Source organism: Spirosoma areae (assembly GCF_054781775.1).
This window is the reverse complement of sequence record NZ_BAAGTT010000036.1, coordinates 312,622-330,633: the sequence shown is the minus strand read 5'-3', so window position 1 is coordinate 330,633 and position 18,012 is coordinate 312,622. Positions and strand designations below refer to the sequence as shown.

The following is an 18,012-nucleotide window of genomic DNA, read 5'->3' as shown; positions in this document are numbered from 1 at the left end:
CAGGCCACTCCGCCGGATGGCCTGCTCTGGCTGACGCATGAATGGCCTGTGAGGACACAGGCCACGGGAAGGAGCCGTCTTTATCTTTTTCTGATGAGTTTGCTTAGTATAGTTGGTCAAACGCAGGCGCAGTCAATCACGTTGAGCGAAGTGGTGCAACTGGCACAGGCGCAGTCGGTGGCGGCCAAACGAGCCAATACCCAGCAACGCACGAACGTCTGGCAATACCGCTCGTTTCTGGCCCAGTTTAAACCCCAATTGAGTTTAGACGGGTCGCTGCCCAATTTCACGCGGTCATATATCCAGGTAACACAGCCCGATGGCAACATCCGGTTTGAGCCGGTGTCGTATAATAATTCAGTGCTCAACTTATCGCTCAGCCAAACCATTGCGCCAACGGGCGGAACCATTTTTGTGCAGAAACAACTCCAGCGGTTCGACAATTTCATTCAGGGAAACACGCTCTATAATGGCATTCCGTTTGGCATTGGGCTGTCGCAGCCGCTGTTTCAGTTCAACCCCATGCGCTGGGACCGCCGGATTCAGCCCCTGTTGTATGCCGAAGGAAATCAGCAGCTTATCGAATCGCTCGAACAGGTATCGCTGTCGGCCACTACGCTGTATTTCGATTTGCTGGTGGCGCAGGTAAATTTGCAAATTGCCGAGACCAACCGGGCCAACAACGATACGCTTTACCGAATTGCCCTGCATAAAGTAGACCTCGGCAAGATTTCGCAGAACGACCTGCTGCAACTGCAACTGAGTGTTCTGAATGCCGAAAAAGACCTGGCCTCGGCCCGGCAAACGGCGGCTGTGGCCTCGCTGAAACTGAGGTCGTTTGTAGGTATGCGCGACGAAAACAATGGCCAACTGCGTCAGCTTGAACTGGCGATTCCCAACCAGATTCCAGTTCTGACGGTAGACGTGAAACAAGCCATCAACGAAGCCATTGCCAATCGGGCAGGGGCTATCGGGTTTCACCGACGCGTGCTGGAAGCCGACCGCGATTTGGAAAAAGCACGCAAAAACAATGGTCTGAACGCCACACTTACCGCCGGTTACGGCTTGTCGAATCAAGGCCCGAATCTTGGTGACGTGTACATCCGCCCGCAGAACCGCGAGTACGTTTCGCTTCAGTTTACGCTGCCCATTGTAACCTGGGGCCGGGCGCAGGCATTAGTCGAAACAGCCAAAGCCAACCGCGAACTGACCCAGCAAACCGTGGAGCAGGACAAACTGACTTTTGAACAGGAGATTTTCACGCAGGTGACGCTGCTTCAGATGCTTCGCCAGCAGGTAATTTTAACTGAAAAAGCCGACCAGATTGGTCAAAGCCGCTACCAGATTGCACAGGACCGTTTTAAACTCAGCGACCTGAGTGTGACAGACCTCGGCATTGCCACGCAGGAAAAAGACCGCGCCCGTCGCGATGCCATCATCGCCCTGCGCGACTACTGGCAGGCGTTTTACACCCTTCGCTTACTGACGTTGTATGATTTTGAAACAAACCGGAAAATAAAATAGCTTGGAGCAAGGTGCAGGGAGCACGGAAATCCCTGCACCCTGCACCTTGCTCCAAGCCTAAAAACCATGATCACCCTCCAAAACATCGAAAAAGTGTACCGGACCAGCACCATCGAAACGCTGGCGCTGAACAACATCAATCTGGACATCCAGAAAGGCGAATTCGTTTCCATCATGGGCCCGTCGGGGTGCGGCAAAAGTACGTTGCTGAACGTGATGGGCCTGCTCGATGAACCCTCGAAAGGCACTGTTCAGCTTGACGGTCAGCCCGTTATGCAGTACCGCGACAAAGAACTGGCCCGGCTGCGGAACCAGAAAATCGGGTTTATATTCCAGAGCTTTCACCTCATCAACGACCTGTCGGTGATGGACAACGTGGAGATTCCGCTGCTGTATCGTGCATCCATTGGCAAACCGCGTCAGGAGTATGCCAAAGACGCGCTGGCGAAAGTGGGTTTGAGCAACCGCATGAAGCATTTCCCGAAGCAATTATCGGGCGGGCAGAAACAGCGCGTCGCCATTGCCCGCGCCATTGTGGGCAACCCCGACATTATTCTGGCCGACGAACCTACCGGCAACCTCGACAGCGCGATGGGCATCGAAATCATGAACATCCTGCAGCAACTCAACGACGGTGGTACGACCATCGTGATGGTAACGCACGACGAACAAATGGCCAAACGCACGCATCGGCTGGTAAGGTTATTCGATGGAACGCAGGTGGTATAAGCATGGAGCGCGGGGCATGGAGCAGGGAGTTCCCTACCCCGCGCCCGTGCTCCATGCTCCCTGCTAAAAACTCCAAATCCTATGCTACTGAACTACATCAAAATCGCCTGGAAGGTGTTGTTGCGGCATCCGTTTTACACCTTCATTACGCTCTTCGGCATTAGCCTCACGCTGACGGTGCTGATGGTGCTGACCTCCTTTCTCGACCACCTGTTTGGGAGTCACTATCCCGAAACCAACCGGGACCGGTCGCTCTACATCGACATGATGACCCAAACCGATTCGGCCCGGAGTTCCCGAAATGCTGGCCCCATGAGTTTTAAGTTTTTGACGGACTATGCCAAATCGCTGAAAACACCAGAACGGGTAACTATTTGTTCGATGTTCAATACCTCGAATACCTATGTCGGCTCCCGGAAAATTGATTTGTATACCAAATTTACTGACGCTGATTTTTGGGAGGTTACGCAATTTGAGTTCCTCGAAGGAAAGCCCTATAATGAACAGAACATTGCCAACGGCGAGTACGTCGCGGTGATTACCGACACCTTTAAGAAGCAATATTTCGAGAACAGTGCGGACCCCGTTATCGGTAAAGAGATTGAAATCGAAAACATTCATTATAAGGTGATTGGTGTCGTGAGAGGCAGCCCGATTACACGGCTATTCAGCTATGCTGACGTTTATTTTCCCTATACAGCCCCCAAAAGTAATTATCAAAACAGCGGGCTTCGGGGTAGTTATATGGCGATTGTGCTGGCCAAAGACAAAGGCGATTTGCCCGCTATCAATGACGAGTTCCAGAACCACATCAGCCGCATTCCGTTACCCAGCGTTGAGGGCGACTTCAAGTATTCGGTGCTGGAGGTGAAAAGCGAGCCGTACTTAGAAAATTTTGTAGGCACCATTTTAGATGGAAACAAGGGGCTGAAGACCATTTTTTTCGGGGTCATTGCGTTCATCATGTTTATGCTGATGGGCCTTCCGGCGGTCAACTTAGTGAATGTGAACGTAAGCCGCATCATGGAGCGGGCTTCGGAAATAGGCATCCGCAAAGCCTTTGGGGCGCCCGTGCGAACCCTCCTGTGGCAGTTCATCGTCGAGAATATGTTCATTACGTTCATTGGCGGGGCCATTGCGCTGGGGCTGAGTTTTATTATCATTCAACTCATCAACAGCAGCGGCTGGCTCGCTTACGCCGACCTGACCATCAATATGAACGTGTTCTTAATCAGCCTGCTCGTGTGCCTGATTTTCGGCCTCCTGTCGGGCGTATTACCCGCCTTACGCATGTCGAAACTAAACATCGCCGAAGCGCTCAAATCTTAAAGCACGGAGCAGGGGGCAAGGAGCAGGGTGACTGTCTTCCCCGGCTCCTTGCTCCTCGCTCCACGCTAATAAACTCTTTAGTCATGCTACGTCATCTGTTTAAACTCATCTGGAACAAAAAGAAAGCCCACGCACTGCTGCTGGTGGAAATCTGGGCTTCGTTTATGGTGCTCTTCGGGCTAACATCGCTCCTTGTGATCAATGTCAGGAATTACCGGGAACCTTTAGGATTTACCTATAAAAATAGCTGGGCGGTCGACCTGAATAACAACCAGGACACCACCGAACTCGCCGAAAAAACCAACCGGATTTTAGGGCGATTGAAAGCCTACCCGGAAGTAGAGTCCGTATCGCGGATGAGTAATAACTCGCCGTTCTCCGCCAATTCGATGAACAACGTGATAGAGTATAAAAAAGCGAAGGTACTCGCGGATTTTTACGTAACCGATGCGGATTTTGCCAAAACTCTCGACCTGCCCCTGATCGCCGGAAGATGGTACCTACCTGCCGATAGTGTTGGTAAATATACGCCCGCCGTCATCAATCGGAAGGCGAGAGAAGCCTTGTTTGGGGATGAAAACCCACTGGGAAAAATTATTGGCGATAAATTCAAGGTAGTCGGTTTGGTCGATAATTTCAAGGCCAAGGGCGAGTTTATGGGAAACCGGGCGGCCCTGTTTGAGCTGATAGACGCCAGCGACAAATGGAACAGGCGGATGATTATCAGGGTGAAACCCGGAACCGATGCGGTTTTTGAGGCCAAATTAGTGAAGGACATCACGTCAATGGTGACTGGATGGAGTGTGGACGTCGACCAATTGACTGATTCGCGCAAAAATCAGCATAACCTTACGCTGGTGCCGGTCATTATTGCCCTGATTGTCTGCGGCTTTTTGCTAATCAACGTCGCGCTCGGTTTATTTGGCGTGCTGAACCTGAGCATCGCCAAACGCCGGGGCGAAATCGGCCTGCGCCGGGCGCTGGGTGCCACCGGAAGCGGGATTTCAACTCAGTTCATCGGCGAAATATGGGTACTGGCCACCTTCGCGCTATTGATTGGGTTGCTCTTTGCGGCTCAGTTTCCGCTGTTGAACGTATTTGATGTGCAATCGGGTGTTTACGTAACGGCGATCATTCTTTCAGTGCTGATTATTTACGCCATCGTCACCCTTTGCGCGTTATTCCCAAGCCGTCAGGCAGCTATGATTCAACCGGCTACGGCATTGCATGAGGAGTGAGCGAAGGGCAGGGAGCAGGGTGTACGGAGCAAGGTGCGGGGACTCCATGCACCCTGCTCCGTGCCAAATTCGTATATTGTCGCCTAAATATAGTCTATGGTATACTTTGTATCTGATGTTACGCCCGGTCTATTGCTACCAAAGCTGACGCCCCTACGGGGCTGAACCCGATGGGGTACGACAGGCTACTAAACCTAACGCCCCTACGGGGCTGCGGAATGGTGCTGGTTCAGCCCCGTAGGGGCGTCTGGTTTGGTAGTTGTAGCATGCGTACCCCATCGGGTTCAGCCCCGTAGGGGCGTCAGCTTTGGTAGCAATTGGGCGTAACATCACTTTGTATGAAAAAGAAGCAATTTCGATTTGAAGATTTAGAAATCTGGCAATTTGCTATTGAGTTAGGAGATGACTTGTTGGACATTGCCGATGGTCTGGAAGTAAAACGGTTATATCGTTTTGCTGAGCAATTGAGAGGGGCAACGATGAGTATATCGAATAACATTTGTGAAGGGTCAGGATCCGTCTCGTCAAAAGAATTTTATCAATTTTTAAATTACGCTCAACGTTCATGCTATGAATGTGCCAATATTCTAGTTGTTATTTAGCGTCGTCAACATATTACGGAAGAAATGAAGCAAAGCTTATTTGACAAACTTGAGCATCTAAGTCGAAAAATTAATAACTTCCAGAAAGCACTCCTTCCTTCGTAGCGGGGAGCGGGGGGCATGGAGCATGGAGACGGTGCGAGTACTCCCTGCTCCCTGCTCCTTGCCCCCCGCCCCCTGCTCCATGCTCCATGCTCCTCATCATCGACGACGATATCGCCATTCAAACCTCACTTTCGCTGCTGTTCCGGAAAGAAGGCTTCACTGTGCGCGTTGCCGATGGGCCGTTTGATACCTTCGAGATACTCGAACAGGAATCGCCGGAGCTTGTGCTGCTGGACATGAATTTCTCGGTTGATACCTCCGGCGATGATGGCCTGCGGTTGTTACGCCGACTTCGGGAGCGATTGCCAAACGTGCCGGTTATTCTGATCACGGGCTGGGGGAGCATCGACCTCGCCGTGGAAGGTATGCGGGCGGGGGCAAAGGATTTTATCACCAAACCCTGGCAAAATGACCACCTCGTGCAGTCGGTTCGGACGGCGCTGAATCTGGCACAACCCGTGGCCTCATCGCCCAACCGCCAGAAACTCGACCGGCAGTTTCGGTTCGATAATATCGTGGGCGAAGATCCCAATCTGCTGGCCATCCTGACCACCATCGGACGCGTTGCGCCAACCGATGCGCCGGTGCTGATTACGGGCGAAAGCGGTACGGGCAAAGAGCTTATTGCCGAAGCCATTCATCAGAATAGCCGACGCCACCGCCAGCCGTTCGTGAAGGTGAATCTGGGCGGCATTTCGTCCACCTTGTTCGAGAGCGAACTCTTCGGGCATGTGCGCGGGGCCTTCACCGACGCCAAAACCGACCGAACGGGCCGCTTTGAACTGGCCCACAAAGGCTCTATTTTCTTAGATGAAATCGGTGACCTCGACCCCGTCAGTCAGGTTAAGTTGCTGCGGGTATTGCAGGACCGGACGTTTGAGCCACTGGGTAGCAGCAAATCCCGAACGGTGGATGTGCGGGTTATTTGCGCGACTAATCGAAATCTGGAAGAGATGGTCAGCAAGGGTCAGTTTCGCGAGGATTTATTTTACCGGATTAATCTCATTACCGTTCGGCTACCCGCCCTGCGCGAACGACCCGGCGATATTCCACTGCTGGTCAGCTATTTTGTCAACAACCTGAAAATCATCTACAACCGCCCTGACCTTAGCGTGAGCCCATCGGCGCAGAAGTGGCTGAAAAACCTGGCGTTGCCGGGTAATATCCGGCAACTGAAAAACGTAGTCGAACGAACGGTCCTGCTGTCGGCGGGCGACGAGCTACAGCCAGCCGATTTTGAGCGCAACCTTACCGCTAACCTCTCTGTGGCCCGTTCTGTATCTCCTGCTTCCCAGTCCCTGCCCGACGTTGGTGCCATGACCCTCGAAGAAATGGAGTTTCAGATGATTCAGCGGGCAATGGTGTTTCATCAAAACCGCGTGGCGAAGGTGGCGCGGGCGCTGGGTATCACCCGTTTTGCCCTCTACCGCCGATTGGAGAAATTTGGCATTCCGTATGAAGCAGGGGGCGAGGAGCAGGGAGCAGGGAACACAGTCCCTAATGGGTAAACTCCCTGCCCCCGTGCTCCCCGCCCCGCGCTCCCTGCCTATGAACCTTAGTTTTCGCACCCGCTATTTGCTCTACATCGTCGCTATTCACGTAGCCATTACGGGGTTGCTGTTTTTAGTATTACGACAGGATAAGCTGTGGTTTATTGCCAGCGAGGCTGGGCTTTTACTCTCTATTTACGTCGCTATCAGCATTTACAGGCAATTTCAGCAGCCGTCGGAGTTTATTGCGTCGGGGATCGAAGCCATTCGGGATAAAGATTTTACGGTAAAGTTTGTACCGACAGGCAACCAGGAAGTCGATGAATTGATTACCGTGTATAACCTCATGATCGACCAGCTTCGGCAGGAGCGTACCCGGCAGGTCGAGCAGCAGTTTTTTCTGAATAAACTCATTGAAGCGGCTCCCATTGCCATCCTGATTTTTGATTTCGACGGGCTTATTGCCTCCATCAATCCCAGAGCCAGTTCCCTGCTGTCGGTGCAGCCCGACGAGGTGGTGGGTAAGCAACTGGCTGACGTAGGGTATTCGCTGCTGGCCCAGGTTGCCGATCTGGCCGATGGCGAGTCGCGGGTGATGAAACCCAACGGTATCGAAACGTATAAAGTGCTGCGGGCCAACTTCATGGACCGGGGATTCCGGCGATCTTTTTTGATGATTGAAGAACTGACACCGGAGATTCTGGCCAGCGAAAAGAAAGCCTACAGCAAGGTAATCAGGATGATGGCACATGAAGTAAACAACTCTATTGGCGCGGTCAATTCAATCCTTGATGTCACGCAAGCCTATGTCAGTGAGCCGGATGTGCAGCACGCCGTTCGGGTGGCCATCGAACGCAACAACCGGCTGAATCACTTCATGCGTCGGTTTGCCGATATTGTGCGTTTGCCGCAGCCCCAAAAGAGATCGGCCGACATGAGCGATATTGTCCGAAACGTGGCCTGGCTCATGCAGCCGCAGGCCGACGCGAAGGGCATTCTGCTGACTATGGTAACGAATGAGGCCAATGTACAGTTGGTCGATGTTGAACAGATGGAGCAGGTGCTGGTGAACATCGTGAAGAATGCCCTCGAAGCCTGCCAGCCGGGTCAGCGGGTCGACCTTATCAGTCACGCCCATCATCTGCTCATCCGCGACAACGGCCAGCCCATTCCCAACGAGGTTGCTGCCAACCTGTTCAACCCCTTCTACAGCACCAAACCCGACGGGCAGGGCATTGGCCTGACGTTTACCCGTGAGATTCTGCTCAACCACCAGTTCCCGTTTTCGCTCAAAACCAACAGCGACGGCTGGACGGAATTTCGCATTGAGTTCAATTGACAGGAATCGCACCGAAGGACCGCTTGGATTGGGCGGATGAAGCCGTATAAACTGATGATCCTGGCACGGCGTTTGTTACCGGCGAGGCCGTTCATAGTGCTGACCTAAATAGGGTGTACACGATAGTTATGGAAAAATTCGATGCTGCCGGGCTGATCCCGAACTCACGTCAGGTTACTTCAGGAAAAAAATAGAAAAAGTCTTTAGTGGATTGATAAACAGCCGTTTAGCTTTGGTTATTGGTGAACATTATTGCTGCATCTGACGTTAAATAGATACGACTACTCAACGCCACTGATGCCTGAATTCAATCCGTCGATTATCCTCTATACGGCCGATGCACTCAACGACCGGGGCGAAGCCGTGATGGCTCAGTTCCCCAGTGCCGAGACGCTCGAAGTCAAGCAGCATAACCGCCTGCCAGAGTTGGGCATGAGTCATTTTAAGGTTAAGTCCGACGTGCTGGTGCTGGGTAAACTCAAAACGCAGGACATTAAATGGAGCGGCCGAAGTTCGGATTACATTGCACCGAGCTTAGCCAACGGTTGTTTTGGTGGCTGCACCTATTGCTACGTTGATCGCCACAAAAACGTGAACCCGATCACACTCTTCACCAACGTCGAAGAGAACCTGTCCAGCATTGATACGCATGTTTGCTCATTAGCCTGGCCCAAGCCCGCCAACCAGACAGACCCCCGCTACTGGACGTATGATATTGGCTGCAACTCCGACATTTCGGTGGATTATGAATTGACCGATGGAATTGAGCAAGTGTTTCGGTTTTACCGGGATCACCCCCGCGCCAAAGCTACGTTTGCCACCAAATTCGTGAACCGGGCTATGCTGGATTTTGACCCGCAGCGCAAAGTACGCATCCGGTTCAGCCTGATGCCGGGTCATGTCAGCAAATTAGTCGATGTCCGCACCGATAGCATTGAGAAACGCATTGCCGCCATCAACGACTTCTACGATGCGGGTTATGAGGTTCACGTCAATTTTTCGCCCGTCATTGTGTACAGTGGCCCTGATGGCGACCGGAAAGCCTGGCGGAACGACTACCGCGACTTATTCCGCCAACTCGATGCAGCTCTGCGGCCCGACGTTCGGGCACAACTCAAATGCGAGGTAATTTTCCTGACCCACAATCAGTGGCAGCACCAGGCAAATCTGGCCATCAATCCTAAAGCCGAAGAACTGCTGTGGGTGCCGGAGTTGCAGGAAAGTAAGGTCAGCCAGTATGGTGGCTGGAACATCCGCTACAATCACCAGTTGAAGCGGAAAATGATTGCCATATTTGAGCGGATGCTGCAGGAGGAGATTCCCTGGTGTCAGATTCGGTATATTTTTTAAGAGCGGGGAGCACGGGGCAGGGTGTGCAGTGTAAGGACTCCCTGCCCCGTGCTCCCCACTCCCCGCCCATCAGCGGGCGTGTTGTTTAACATATTCGTCCATTGAAAACCGACCGGATCCAATCACCAGAAAGAGCAGAAGCAAGCTAAGAGCAAGGAGCGATAACCACAGTTCGGAGTTTAACGGCGAGAAACCCTGGCGGATGTTCACGAAGAAAACGGCGGCAATCAGAATGGGTAACTGAATAATGCACATGAGTCGGGTGAGGCAGCCCAGCGCAATCAGGAAGCCGCCCATCAGGTGGGCAAAGGCTACATAATGCACCATAATGACGGGCGTGAGCTGAAAATGCATCCCACCCATTAGTTGCTTCAGGTAGGCGGTGTCACTAATGAAACTGATGCCTTTCAATACCAAAATAATTCCCAGCGTAATCCGCAGGGCATCGGTCCAGGCGGGGTGATGCGTATCCCCCCAATGTTCAATGCGATGTAACATATTCATACCTGTAAGCGGTTTAGTGAAAACTAACCGAATATACACGTCTGAACTATACAAAGCAAGCTGATTATCAGTGGTAAGTAGTTGAAGTCGATAGGTGTTCGTCATTCGTCGTCAGTAGCAGACGCTGGAGTTGCTTTCGCCCGGTCCGCTGTTGCACCGGGCCGCCGGAACAGTCTGCTATTAACCACTATCGACCAATGACGAACGACTACCTGCTGACTTCGTCCAGCGGCCCCACATGCACCGGCGTCAGGCTCGCCATTTCGTCGGGTTCAAACAAACGTGACCGAATCAGAAACCGGACGCCCATCGGAATTTCGAGCGAGAAACTGGCTCCGCGTCCGGGCGTCACGTCAATGGTGAGGTGCGTGTGCTGCCAGTACTCGAACTGATCGCCCGACATCCAGAAGTCGCAGCCGTCGATCTGGCCCAGCCACACATCCGACGCGCCGATGATGAAATCGCCAACGGCATAGCACATAGGGGAGGAGCCATCGCAGCAGCCGCCACTCTGGTGAAACATCAGCGGCCCATGCTGCGCCCTGAGTTTGTTCAATACATCGGCAGCCGCCGGCGTAATGTCGATACGGGTCATAATGATTGAATGATAGAATGACTAAGTGATTGAATAATGAGTCACCTGGAGGCTATTCAATCATTCAATCACTCTATCATTCAAAATTGATTAAAAGAACCCAAGTTTACTTTTGCTGTACGAAATCAGGATGTTTTTGGTGGCGCGATAATGGTTGAGCATCATGTGGTGATTCTCGCGGCCAAAACCCGATTTCTTATACCCGCCAAATGGCGCATGAGCCGGGTAGTTGTGGTAGCAGTTAACCCACACCCGGCCCGCCTGAATCTGACGTGGAACCTGGTAGAGTTCGTGGGCATCGCGCGTCCATACGCCCGCACCCAGGCCGTAGAGTGTATCGTTGGCCATCGCCACGGCTTCTTCGGCATTTTTAAATGTCGCTACCGATACCACTGGCCCGAAGATTTCTTCCTGAAAAATCCGCATTTTGTTATGGCCTTTAAAAATGGTCGGCTCAATGTAGTAGCCATTTTCCAGGCCGCTGTTGAGTTTGGCGGCATTGCCACCGGTGAGTATTTCGGCGCCTTCTTTCTTGCCAATGTCGATGTATGACAGGATTTTTTCGTACTGGTCGTTGCTGGCCTGGGCGCCCATCATCGTTTCGGGGTCGAGGGGATGGCCGACTTTGATGGCCTTCGTGCGCTCGATTACCCGCTCGATGAAGCGATCGTAGGCTTTTTCGTGAATCAGCATCCGCGAGGGACAGGTGCAGATTTCGCCCTGATTCAGCGCAAACATCACCGCGCCTTCCACGCATTTATCGAAGAATTCGTCGTCGGCATCGGCAATGGATTCCATGAACACGTTTGGCGATTTGCCACCCAACTCCATCGTTACGGGAATAATGTTTTCCGATGCGTATTGCAGAATGAGCCGTCCGGTGGTGGTTTCGCCCGTAAAGGCCACTTTCGCCACCCGCTTCGACTGCGCCAGGGGTTTGCCCGCTTCCGGCCCAAACCCGTTGACGACGTTGAGCACACCCGGCGGAATCAGTCCTTCGAGTAACTCCATCAGCACCAGAATCGAGGTGGGCGTTTGTTCGGCGGGTTTCAGCACGATGCAGCAGCCAGCGGCTAAGGCAGGGGCCAGTTTCCAGGTTGCCATCAGCAGCGGAAAATTCCAGGGGATAATCTGGCCCACCACGCCGATGGGTTCTTTCACAATCAGCGACACGGTATCGGCGTCTAACTCGGCCATACTGCCTTCTTCGGCCCGGATCACCCCGGCAAAGTAGCGGAAATGGTCGACCACGAGGGGTAGGTCGGCAGCCATCGTTTCGCGAACAGCCTTGCCATTTTCGACCGTTTCAACGCGGGCCAGGAATTCCAGATTCTGTTCGATAACATCGGCAATTTTCAGCAGCATATTGCTCCGTTCCGTTGCCGACGTGCGCGACCAGGCCGGAAACGCTTTGTGGGCGGCATCCAAGGCCAGGTCGATGTCGGCGGCTTTGGAGCGGGGCACCCTGGCAATCAGGCTATCGTCCATGGGCGAGTGGTTGGCAAAATACTCGCCATCGACCGGCGCCACCCATTTACCGCCAATGTAGTTTTCGTATTGAGTTTTGAACATGGGCCGAGTCAAAATGGTACTCGGGGCTTCGGCTGTTTGCATGAGTGAGAGGGTTTTGCGTAAGTTGATACGTTTTTTCACAAATTTTGCCGTAATTGTACAAGTATAGTTGCGGTAGAGTCTCAAATACTTACTCAATCCTCTCATCCTGTTATTATGGGCAAATTAGTGAAAGCTGCTGCCGTCGAAGCCGTTAGTGCGTGGGGCGCCCGCTTAGATACGCTGGTGGAGAACAAATTGACCCTCAACCACGATGCTGCCGAACTGCACCTCTATGAAACCTTTCAGCAGGCCAGCAGAATTCAGTTACGGTTCAATGCGCCGGTGCTGACGAGTATGCTGACGGGGCGGAAAGTGATGCACCTCAATCAGACGGACCCGTTTAATTACCAGCCTGGCGAGTCGTTGCTGTTACCCTCGGACCGACTCATGCAAATTGATTTTCCCGATGCCACAACGCAGGCCCCAACCCGCTGTCTGGCCCTGACGATCTCCGACGAATTCATTCGCGAAACAGTGGCTGAACTTAACGAGCAGGTGCCCCGCGCCGAAACCACCGATCAGTGGCTTTTGGATACGGATAACTACCTGCTCCAGAACGACCCCGAAATCAGTTCGCTCATCGACCGGCTCATCCGGCTGTTTCGGGAGAATAACCCGTTTAAGCCGTTCTTTATTAAAAACACCCTTCGCGAACTCATTGTCCGGCTCTCGCAAACCCAGGTACGAAGGAGCTTGTTTACCCAGACGAGTCAGCACGTAAACACCAACCGGCTGGCGTATGTGGTGGCCTACATCCGCGAAAATCTGACCCGAACGCTATCCGTTGAGGAGTTGTGCGACAAAGCCTGCCTGTCGAAATCGCACTTTTTCCGACTCTTCAAAAGCGAACTGGGCATCTCGCCCGCGCAGTTCATTCTCGCCGAGCGCATCCGCCGGGCCAAAGCTATCCTGAGCAACCCGGCGAAAAGTATTACCGATGCCTGCTACGAATCGGGGTTCAACAGCCTGACGCATTTCAGCAATGCGTTTCGGTCGGTAGAGCACATCTGCCCCCGGCAATTCAAGCGGCAACTTTTTGGGGTGAATTGAAAAGATTTATGGTGGTTCAAAATAGAACGCAGATTTTTATGATTACTATGACCTACGCGGATAAAATCATAGTAATCATAAAAATCTGCGTTCTATTTTGAACCGGAAATTGCCTAACTTTGGCTACGTTATGGCAACAAAATCTCCTCAGAAATCGGCCTTTACGGTCTCCACGCTCGATTTTCTGAGCGACCTCGTTCAAAACAATAACCGCGAGTGGTTTCACGCCAACCGGCCCCGCTACGATGCCGCCAAAGCCGAACTCTGTGGCGTAGTCGAGCGCGTTTTAGCGGGTCTTAGCCCGTTTGAACCGCTGGCCAACACGGCGGTGAAAGACTGTATCTTTCGCATCAACCGCGACATTCGGTTCTCGAAAGACAAAGCGCCCTATAAATCCAATCTGGCGTTTGCCGTCGGCCCCGGTGGGCGGCACTCAGGTCGAATTGATTATTACGTTCATATTCAGCCCGGCAATCAGTCGTTTCTGGGCGCGGGCATGTGGCAGCCAACCCCCGCTAATCTTGCCAAGTTTCGGCAGGAAGTCGATTACAATGTCGAAGAACTGAAGAACATCATCGAGGCCGACGAATTTAGGGCCTATTTCCCCGAAGCATCGGGCGAGGTGCTGAAAAGTATGCCTAAGGGCTACCCCGTCGACCATCCCGAAATCGACTTACTCCGCCGGAAAGAGTTGTTTTTCATGCACCGCTACACCGACAAAGAAGTCCTGAAACCCACCTTTGCCGATGAACTTGTGCGCGGCTGCCGAATCATCAAACCTTATTGCGACCTGCTGAATTACCTTTTTTACGATGAGAAAGAGGAGCCGGTGACGCTGTAGACCTTTAGCATTAAAAAAAAACCGCCTTAATTGACGGGTCTTTTTCTTTTAATAAACCGTGGGTCCAAACAAGATAATAGGGTTTAGCTTTGCTTATCTGCGCTGAACGGCTGTTGATTACCGGGTCAGCAGAACCCTGCCGCTTTGCTGCACCCCTGCCGCCACAGGCCAGTCTACATTGTCGGCAACCGTGAGTTTATAGAGATAAACGCCCGCCGGGAGCGGTTCGCCGGTGCTGGAAAGGCTATCCCATACCCAGTCGTTTAGGCCTATCCGCGCGGCCTTGTTCAGATGGCGTACTACCTGACCGTTCAGGTTGGTGATCGTAATGGTTGCGGTATCGGGTGCCCGGTTGCCCGCTAGAGAAAATGAAAAAAGAGTCTGGTCGCGGAAGGGATTTGGATAAACCGTCAGGCTGGCGAGTTGTTTCTCCTGGACCACCCGAAAGCCTACCTGATACGGCACGGCCGAATTACCAACGGCATCGCGGGCCGTCACCAATAAACGATACATTCCCTCAGTTAACCTGGGTAATGGATACCGAAGCCGAAACACATTGTCCATTTGGGTGAGTTGACTCGTCGCACTGCGCCAGCTAAGCCGCTCAAATGGAGCGTTTGGGCCGGGTCGCTGCAGGTTCAAGTCCAGCCCGGTCGTGTCGCGCCGGATGAGGGAGCGGTTCTCATCGGCTACCAGTACATCGAGCAGCGGTTGCGCTGATACAACCGATCCTTCCGTAATTCTTGCACCGTCGAATGCCACTTCGAGCAGCGGCCCGAACTGGTCAGGCTGCACCGGCAGGAGGAGGTCGAGGGTGTTGTTCAGAAATGAATATTCGGGCTGAAGGCGTGGGTTGATGGTCAGGATTAGCCGGTTGATGCCCGGCAGTTCTTTCGTAGCAATTCGGGTCGTAACTCGTAAAGTATCGTGACGAAGAAGGGCTTTCACCCGCCACTGACTCGTTTGTGGATTCGATAGGCCACCCGAATAGATCGTTTGCTGAACGACTAATGAATCTCTAAACGGCTGTCGGCTCAGATTCGTGAACTCAACCGGAATGGCAACAACGTCGCCCTGCCGAATATCCGTTGGCAGGGCCTTCGCCAGGCGTATCTGGCCTTCGGGCAAAGCCGCCGATGCACTATCGGGGGCGTACACAAACGAACCAATCAGCACCTCGGCGATGGCCTGGTTATTGGTATGATTCGTTTCCGTCATCGTTGCCGGAGTGCCAACCGGATTGATCGTTACCGCAAACTGATGCTGACCATTGGCTCCCTGTTCGTTGGGGAGGGTGAGCGTCAGGGTGTCGCGATAGGCAACGGAATGGGGCAGCGTCAGGTTAACGCTACCCAACTCGAGTCCGTTTATGAACCGACGCACCCGAACCGGCAACGGCCCGCGCCAGTATTGCCCTACATTCTGGACAATAGCCCGAATCTGTACTGAATCGCTACTGGTCGTTAACGGCTGTTGATCAGTGCTTTGGATAGTCAGGCCACCGGCGGTCAGCACGTAGTCGGGCGTTTGGAAGGGAAATAGCCGAATGGCCGGGTCGCCCTGCAAAACCATCTGCTGGCAGTTGGCTGCAGTCCGCCCGTCGGAGGTTTGCGCCAGCACCCGCCGAATGGTTTCCTGCTGAAGCTGCCCGATGGATTTGTGGAGCTGCGTGCTGTCGGTCAGGAGGGTATAAACCGCCGAACTGTACTGATGCAGCAAATCGGCATACCCCGAATGGCTGTGGGCAATGGCGGCAATGGCGCCCCGGTTGGGCGTGAGCACCCAATCGGTGGCTAATGTTGGGCGGCCGAAGAAGAAATTCCCAATGGCGCACCCATTCACGAGCAACACTGGGTAGCGGGCTTCGTTTCGGTAGCCGAGGGCATCGTTCGAGCAAAACCCAATGTCGATGTCGGTGATGTCTAAGCCCGAGTGGCCAAAGAACGTCATCAGCCCCACGCCCTCGTTGACCGGCTTTGCCACATTGATTTGTTCGGTTGACTTATCCGTTGCTTTCGAAATCGTGGTTACCCGTGCTCCCAGCGAGTGAGCCGCAGCCTGTTGGCCATAGGCATCGACAAGCTGGCGAAACAGGACCAGTTCGCCGGGTGCCTGGCCCCCGCTCAGGTGCAGCAGGTTTTTGCGCCAGGCTGCGTCGGACTGGCGTTCATACTCGGTCACTTTGTTCAGGTAATCCAGTACTTCCTGTGGCGTTCCGGCGTTGATGCGGCCCGTTGGAATGGCCGGTATGTTCGGCTCGTCCTCGTTAAGGCCCTCTGTAAAAACGACGTCAGAACCGGGGAAACCGGCGGTCATCACCATGTCGAGTGTGGCCTGCTGCGGGTTTCGCCGAATGCCGGGCGTGCTGCGACTGCGGCCAAGCAGCAGCAGGTACTGCAAGGCGTTCCCACTTTGCCGAAGCATCTGCCTGGCAAACCGCCGGATTGCCAGCGGGTGCCGTTCGCCGTAGCTATACTGGTCGATGAGTTGCTGCATGGTCACGGTCAGGGTATCGTGCCCGCCACCGGCTGCCGAAGCCCGATAAGCGGCATAGTCCCGAACGGCATTGGTGGTGCCTGCCGACTGGCTGATCGGCTGCATCAGGGCTTCGTGGCTGACAATCAGATAGGTCGGCTTACGGGTTTCCCAATTCGTGAATGTTACGGGTCGAATACCGGCAACCGTTTTGGGTTCACTGGCAGCCAGAATTGTCCGGGCTGTACTGGTTGCACGAACAACCAGATGAATCTCGCCCGGCGAAGTTGTAGCCGCACCCAGTTGAATGGGCGCGGCTGGGTCTGAAATGTCCCAAAAACGGGTGCCGGGTACTACACCCGTTAGGTTTAGCAACGAACGCCCGGCAGGATTCGGTGCGAGTCGCATGTGTTGCTTAGCCTCGCCATGCAGGGAGAATTTCTGCGGATACCGGAGCCGTATGTACGATACCGAATAGGCATCGGTGCTGGTCGATTCTCCCCGCGAAACAGTTGAAACAGCGAGTTGCTCATTGGGGGAGATGTCGTTCCAGGTCAGCGTTTGCTGGCTACGGGCATTGTCGAACGGCGCAAACCGGAGGGTGTCTATCAAGCGGCTGTTAGCTGGCGTCGGTCCGGCAAAGCACTCGACCCGGTGGTTTGTGAACCCGCGCCCAACCAGCAACAGGTCGAGTTGCGGAGCCGGGCCATTTCGGAAAGGATTGGTCAGGTAAAATGCGTTGCTGTAGGGTTTGTCTTTTGGCTGGATAACGCCCGTGTAGCCCTCGCCCGATTCGTACTGGCTGACTTCGACTTTGTTCGTCAAGCCGTGGGGCCAGCCGGGGTAGTCGTCGGTAAACAACCGCAGTTCGTCGGCCCAGTGGTACGGTTCGGGGGTTAGGCCCGCAGAGGCCGTGTCGGTATAAGCAGCCATGCGTTTGCCGGGTTTGCCGTCGGGTTGCCAGGTCAGAAAATACGCGGTGGTGTCGTTGAAGAGGCTATAGTAAGGGTGGGGTTGTGCCGTATGGAGGGGCGGTCGGTGTACGGCATCACGGTCCTCAGCGTAGAGCAGCGAATCCGGAGCGCCATCGTTGCCGCGTCCGTAGAATTCAAGAAAATCACCCGTATCGAAACGCCGGTCGGCTTCACCTTCCACAAAAATCGCCTGCTCCACCCCCCGGTGAAACAGTTGAAGGGTTGTCGGGTCGATCTGGTTGATGGGCAGACC

14 protein-coding genes are annotated in these 18,012 nt (G+C 53.6%); 10 read left to right on the top strand and 4 right to left on the bottom strand.

Annotated features, from left to right (window positions below; all coding sequences use genetic code 11):
* The first annotated feature begins 93 nt into the window (after positions 1 to 93).
* From ACYVI1_RS22355 to ACYVI1_RS22320, 8 genes are all read left to right on the top strand, one after another.
* Positions 94 to 1,524 (top strand): TolC family protein, encoded by a 1,431-nt coding sequence (locus tag ACYVI1_RS22355; protein WP_460913070.1) that lies wholly within the window; start codon positions 94 to 96, stop codon positions 1,522 to 1,524.
* A gap of 66 nt (positions 1,525 to 1,590) precedes the next feature.
* Positions 1,591 to 2,253, top strand: coding sequence for an ABC transporter ATP-binding protein (locus tag ACYVI1_RS22350; protein WP_460913039.1), 663 nt, complete (start codon positions 1,591 to 1,593; stop codon positions 2,251 to 2,253).
* Positions 2,254 to 2,334: 81 nt separating this feature from the next.
* Positions 2,335 to 3,582, top strand: coding sequence for an ABC transporter permease (locus tag ACYVI1_RS22345; RefSeq protein WP_460913037.1), 1,248 nt, complete (start codon positions 2,335 to 2,337; stop codon positions 3,580 to 3,582).
* A gap of 83 nt (positions 3,583 to 3,665) precedes the next feature.
* The gene (locus ACYVI1_RS22340; protein ID WP_460913036.1) at positions 3,666 to 4,820 is read left to right on the top strand and encodes an ABC transporter permease; all 1,155 of its coding nucleotides are present in this window, start codon (positions 3,666 to 3,668) and stop codon (positions 4,818 to 4,820) included.
* 338 nt (positions 4,821 to 5,158) lie between these two features.
* The gene (locus tag ACYVI1_RS22335; RefSeq protein ID WP_460913035.1) at positions 5,159 to 5,422 is read left to right on the top strand and encodes a four helix bundle protein; all 264 of its coding nucleotides are present in this window, start codon (positions 5,159 to 5,161) and stop codon (positions 5,420 to 5,422) included.
* A 191-nt stretch (positions 5,423 to 5,613) separates the two neighbouring features.
* Positions 5,614 to 7,035 (top strand): sigma-54-dependent transcriptional regulator, encoded by a 1,422-nt coding sequence (locus ACYVI1_RS22330; protein ID WP_460913034.1) that lies wholly within the window; start codon positions 5,614 to 5,616, stop codon positions 7,033 to 7,035.
* A gap of 40 nt (positions 7,036 to 7,075) precedes the next feature.
* A complete protein-coding gene (locus ACYVI1_RS22325) occupies positions 7,076 to 8,356 on the top strand; it encodes a sensor histidine kinase (protein WP_460913068.1) in 1,281 nt (426 codons plus the stop codon).
* Between the two features lie 297 nt (positions 8,357 to 8,653).
* Positions 8,654 to 9,706: a spore photoproduct lyase family protein gene (locus tag ACYVI1_RS22320; protein ID WP_460913032.1), complete on the top strand. Its 1,053-nt coding sequence runs from the start codon at positions 8,654 to 8,656 to the stop codon at positions 9,704 to 9,706.
* 69 nt (positions 9,707 to 9,775) lie between these two features.
* On the opposite strand, the gene ACYVI1_RS22315 is transcribed toward ACYVI1_RS22320, so the two are convergent.
* The 3 genes from ACYVI1_RS22315 to ACYVI1_RS22305 all read right to left on the bottom strand — a co-directional run bounded on the left by ACYVI1_RS22315 (position 9,776) and on the right by ACYVI1_RS22305 (position 12,419).
* On the bottom strand, positions 9,776 to 10,210 hold the full coding sequence (locus ACYVI1_RS22315; protein ID WP_460913031.1) for a DoxX family protein: 435 nt from the start codon (positions 10,208 to 10,210) through the stop codon (positions 9,776 to 9,778).
* 208 nt (positions 10,211 to 10,418) lie between these two features.
* On the bottom strand, positions 10,419 to 10,805 hold the full coding sequence (locus ACYVI1_RS22310) for a DUF779 domain-containing protein (protein ID WP_460913030.1): 387 nt from the start codon (positions 10,803 to 10,805) through the stop codon (positions 10,419 to 10,421).
* 90 nt (positions 10,806 to 10,895) lie between these two features.
* Positions 10,896 to 12,419 (bottom strand): aldehyde dehydrogenase family protein, encoded by a 1,524-nt coding sequence (locus ACYVI1_RS22305; protein WP_460913029.1) that lies wholly within the window; start codon positions 12,417 to 12,419, stop codon positions 10,896 to 10,898.
* A gap of 114 nt (positions 12,420 to 12,533) precedes the next feature.
* Here ACYVI1_RS22305 and ACYVI1_RS22300 point away from each other — a divergent pair, with 114 nt between their 5' ends.
* Together ACYVI1_RS22300 and ACYVI1_RS22295 are read left to right on the top strand one after the other, a co-directional pair.
* On the top strand, positions 12,534 to 13,469 hold the full coding sequence (locus tag ACYVI1_RS22300) for an AraC family transcriptional regulator (protein WP_460913028.1): 936 nt from the start codon (positions 12,534 to 12,536) through the stop codon (positions 13,467 to 13,469).
* A 130-nt stretch (positions 13,470 to 13,599) separates the two neighbouring features.
* Complete coding sequence (locus tag ACYVI1_RS22295; protein ID WP_460913027.1) at positions 13,600 to 14,310, top strand: DUF2461 domain-containing protein; 711 nt, start codon at positions 13,600 to 13,602, stop codon at positions 14,308 to 14,310.
* A 117-nt stretch (positions 14,311 to 14,427) separates the two neighbouring features.
* Here the strand turns inward: ACYVI1_RS22295 and porU2 are convergent, their stop codons facing one another.
* A complete protein-coding gene (porU2, locus tag ACYVI1_RS22290; RefSeq protein WP_460913067.1) occupies positions 14,428 to 18,009 on the bottom strand; it encodes a putative type IX secretion system sortase PorU2 in 3,582 nt (1,193 codons plus the stop codon).
* Positions 18,010 to 18,012: the final 3 nt, after the last annotated feature.

Bases quoted from the DNA above. Each gene is read 5' to 3' on its own strand.
- ACYVI1_RS22320 (WP_460913032.1), top strand. From the start codon at position 8,654: ATGCCTGAATTCAATCCGTCGATTATCCTCTATACGGCCGATGCACTC.
- ACYVI1_RS22315 (WP_460913031.1), bottom strand. From the start codon at position 10,210: ATGAATATGTTACATCGCATTGAACATTGGGGGGATACGCATCACCCC.
- ACYVI1_RS22345 (WP_460913037.1), top strand. From the start codon at position 2,335: ATGCTACTGAACTACATCAAAATCGCCTGGAAGGTGTTGTTGCGGCAT.
- ACYVI1_RS22350 (WP_460913039.1), top strand. From the start codon at position 1,591: ATGATCACCCTCCAAAACATCGAAAAAGTGTACCGGACCAGCACCATC.
- ACYVI1_RS22305 (WP_460913029.1), bottom strand. From the start codon at position 12,419: ATGCAAACAGCCGAAGCCCCGAGTACCATTTTGACTCGGCCCATGTTC.
- ACYVI1_RS22355 (WP_460913070.1), top strand. From the start codon at position 94: ATGAGTTTGCTTAGTATAGTTGGTCAAACGCAGGCGCAGTCAATCACG.
- ACYVI1_RS22310 (WP_460913030.1), bottom strand. From the start codon at position 10,805: ATGACCCGTATCGACATTACGCCGGCGGCTGCCGATGTATTGAACAAA.
- ACYVI1_RS22300 (WP_460913028.1), top strand. From the start codon at position 12,534: ATGGGCAAATTAGTGAAAGCTGCTGCCGTCGAAGCCGTTAGTGCGTGG.
- ACYVI1_RS22330 (WP_460913034.1), top strand. From the start codon at position 5,614: ATGCTCCTCATCATCGACGACGATATCGCCATTCAAACCTCACTTTCG.
- ACYVI1_RS22335 (WP_460913035.1), top strand. From the start codon at position 5,159: ATGAAAAAGAAGCAATTTCGATTTGAAGATTTAGAAATCTGGCAATTT.
- ACYVI1_RS22325 (WP_460913068.1), top strand. From the start codon at position 7,076: ATGAACCTTAGTTTTCGCACCCGCTATTTGCTCTACATCGTCGCTATT.
- ACYVI1_RS22295 (WP_460913027.1), top strand. From the start codon at position 13,600: ATGGCAACAAAATCTCCTCAGAAATCGGCCTTTACGGTCTCCACGCTC.
- ACYVI1_RS22340 (WP_460913036.1), top strand. From the start codon at position 3,666: ATGCTACGTCATCTGTTTAAACTCATCTGGAACAAAAAGAAAGCCCAC.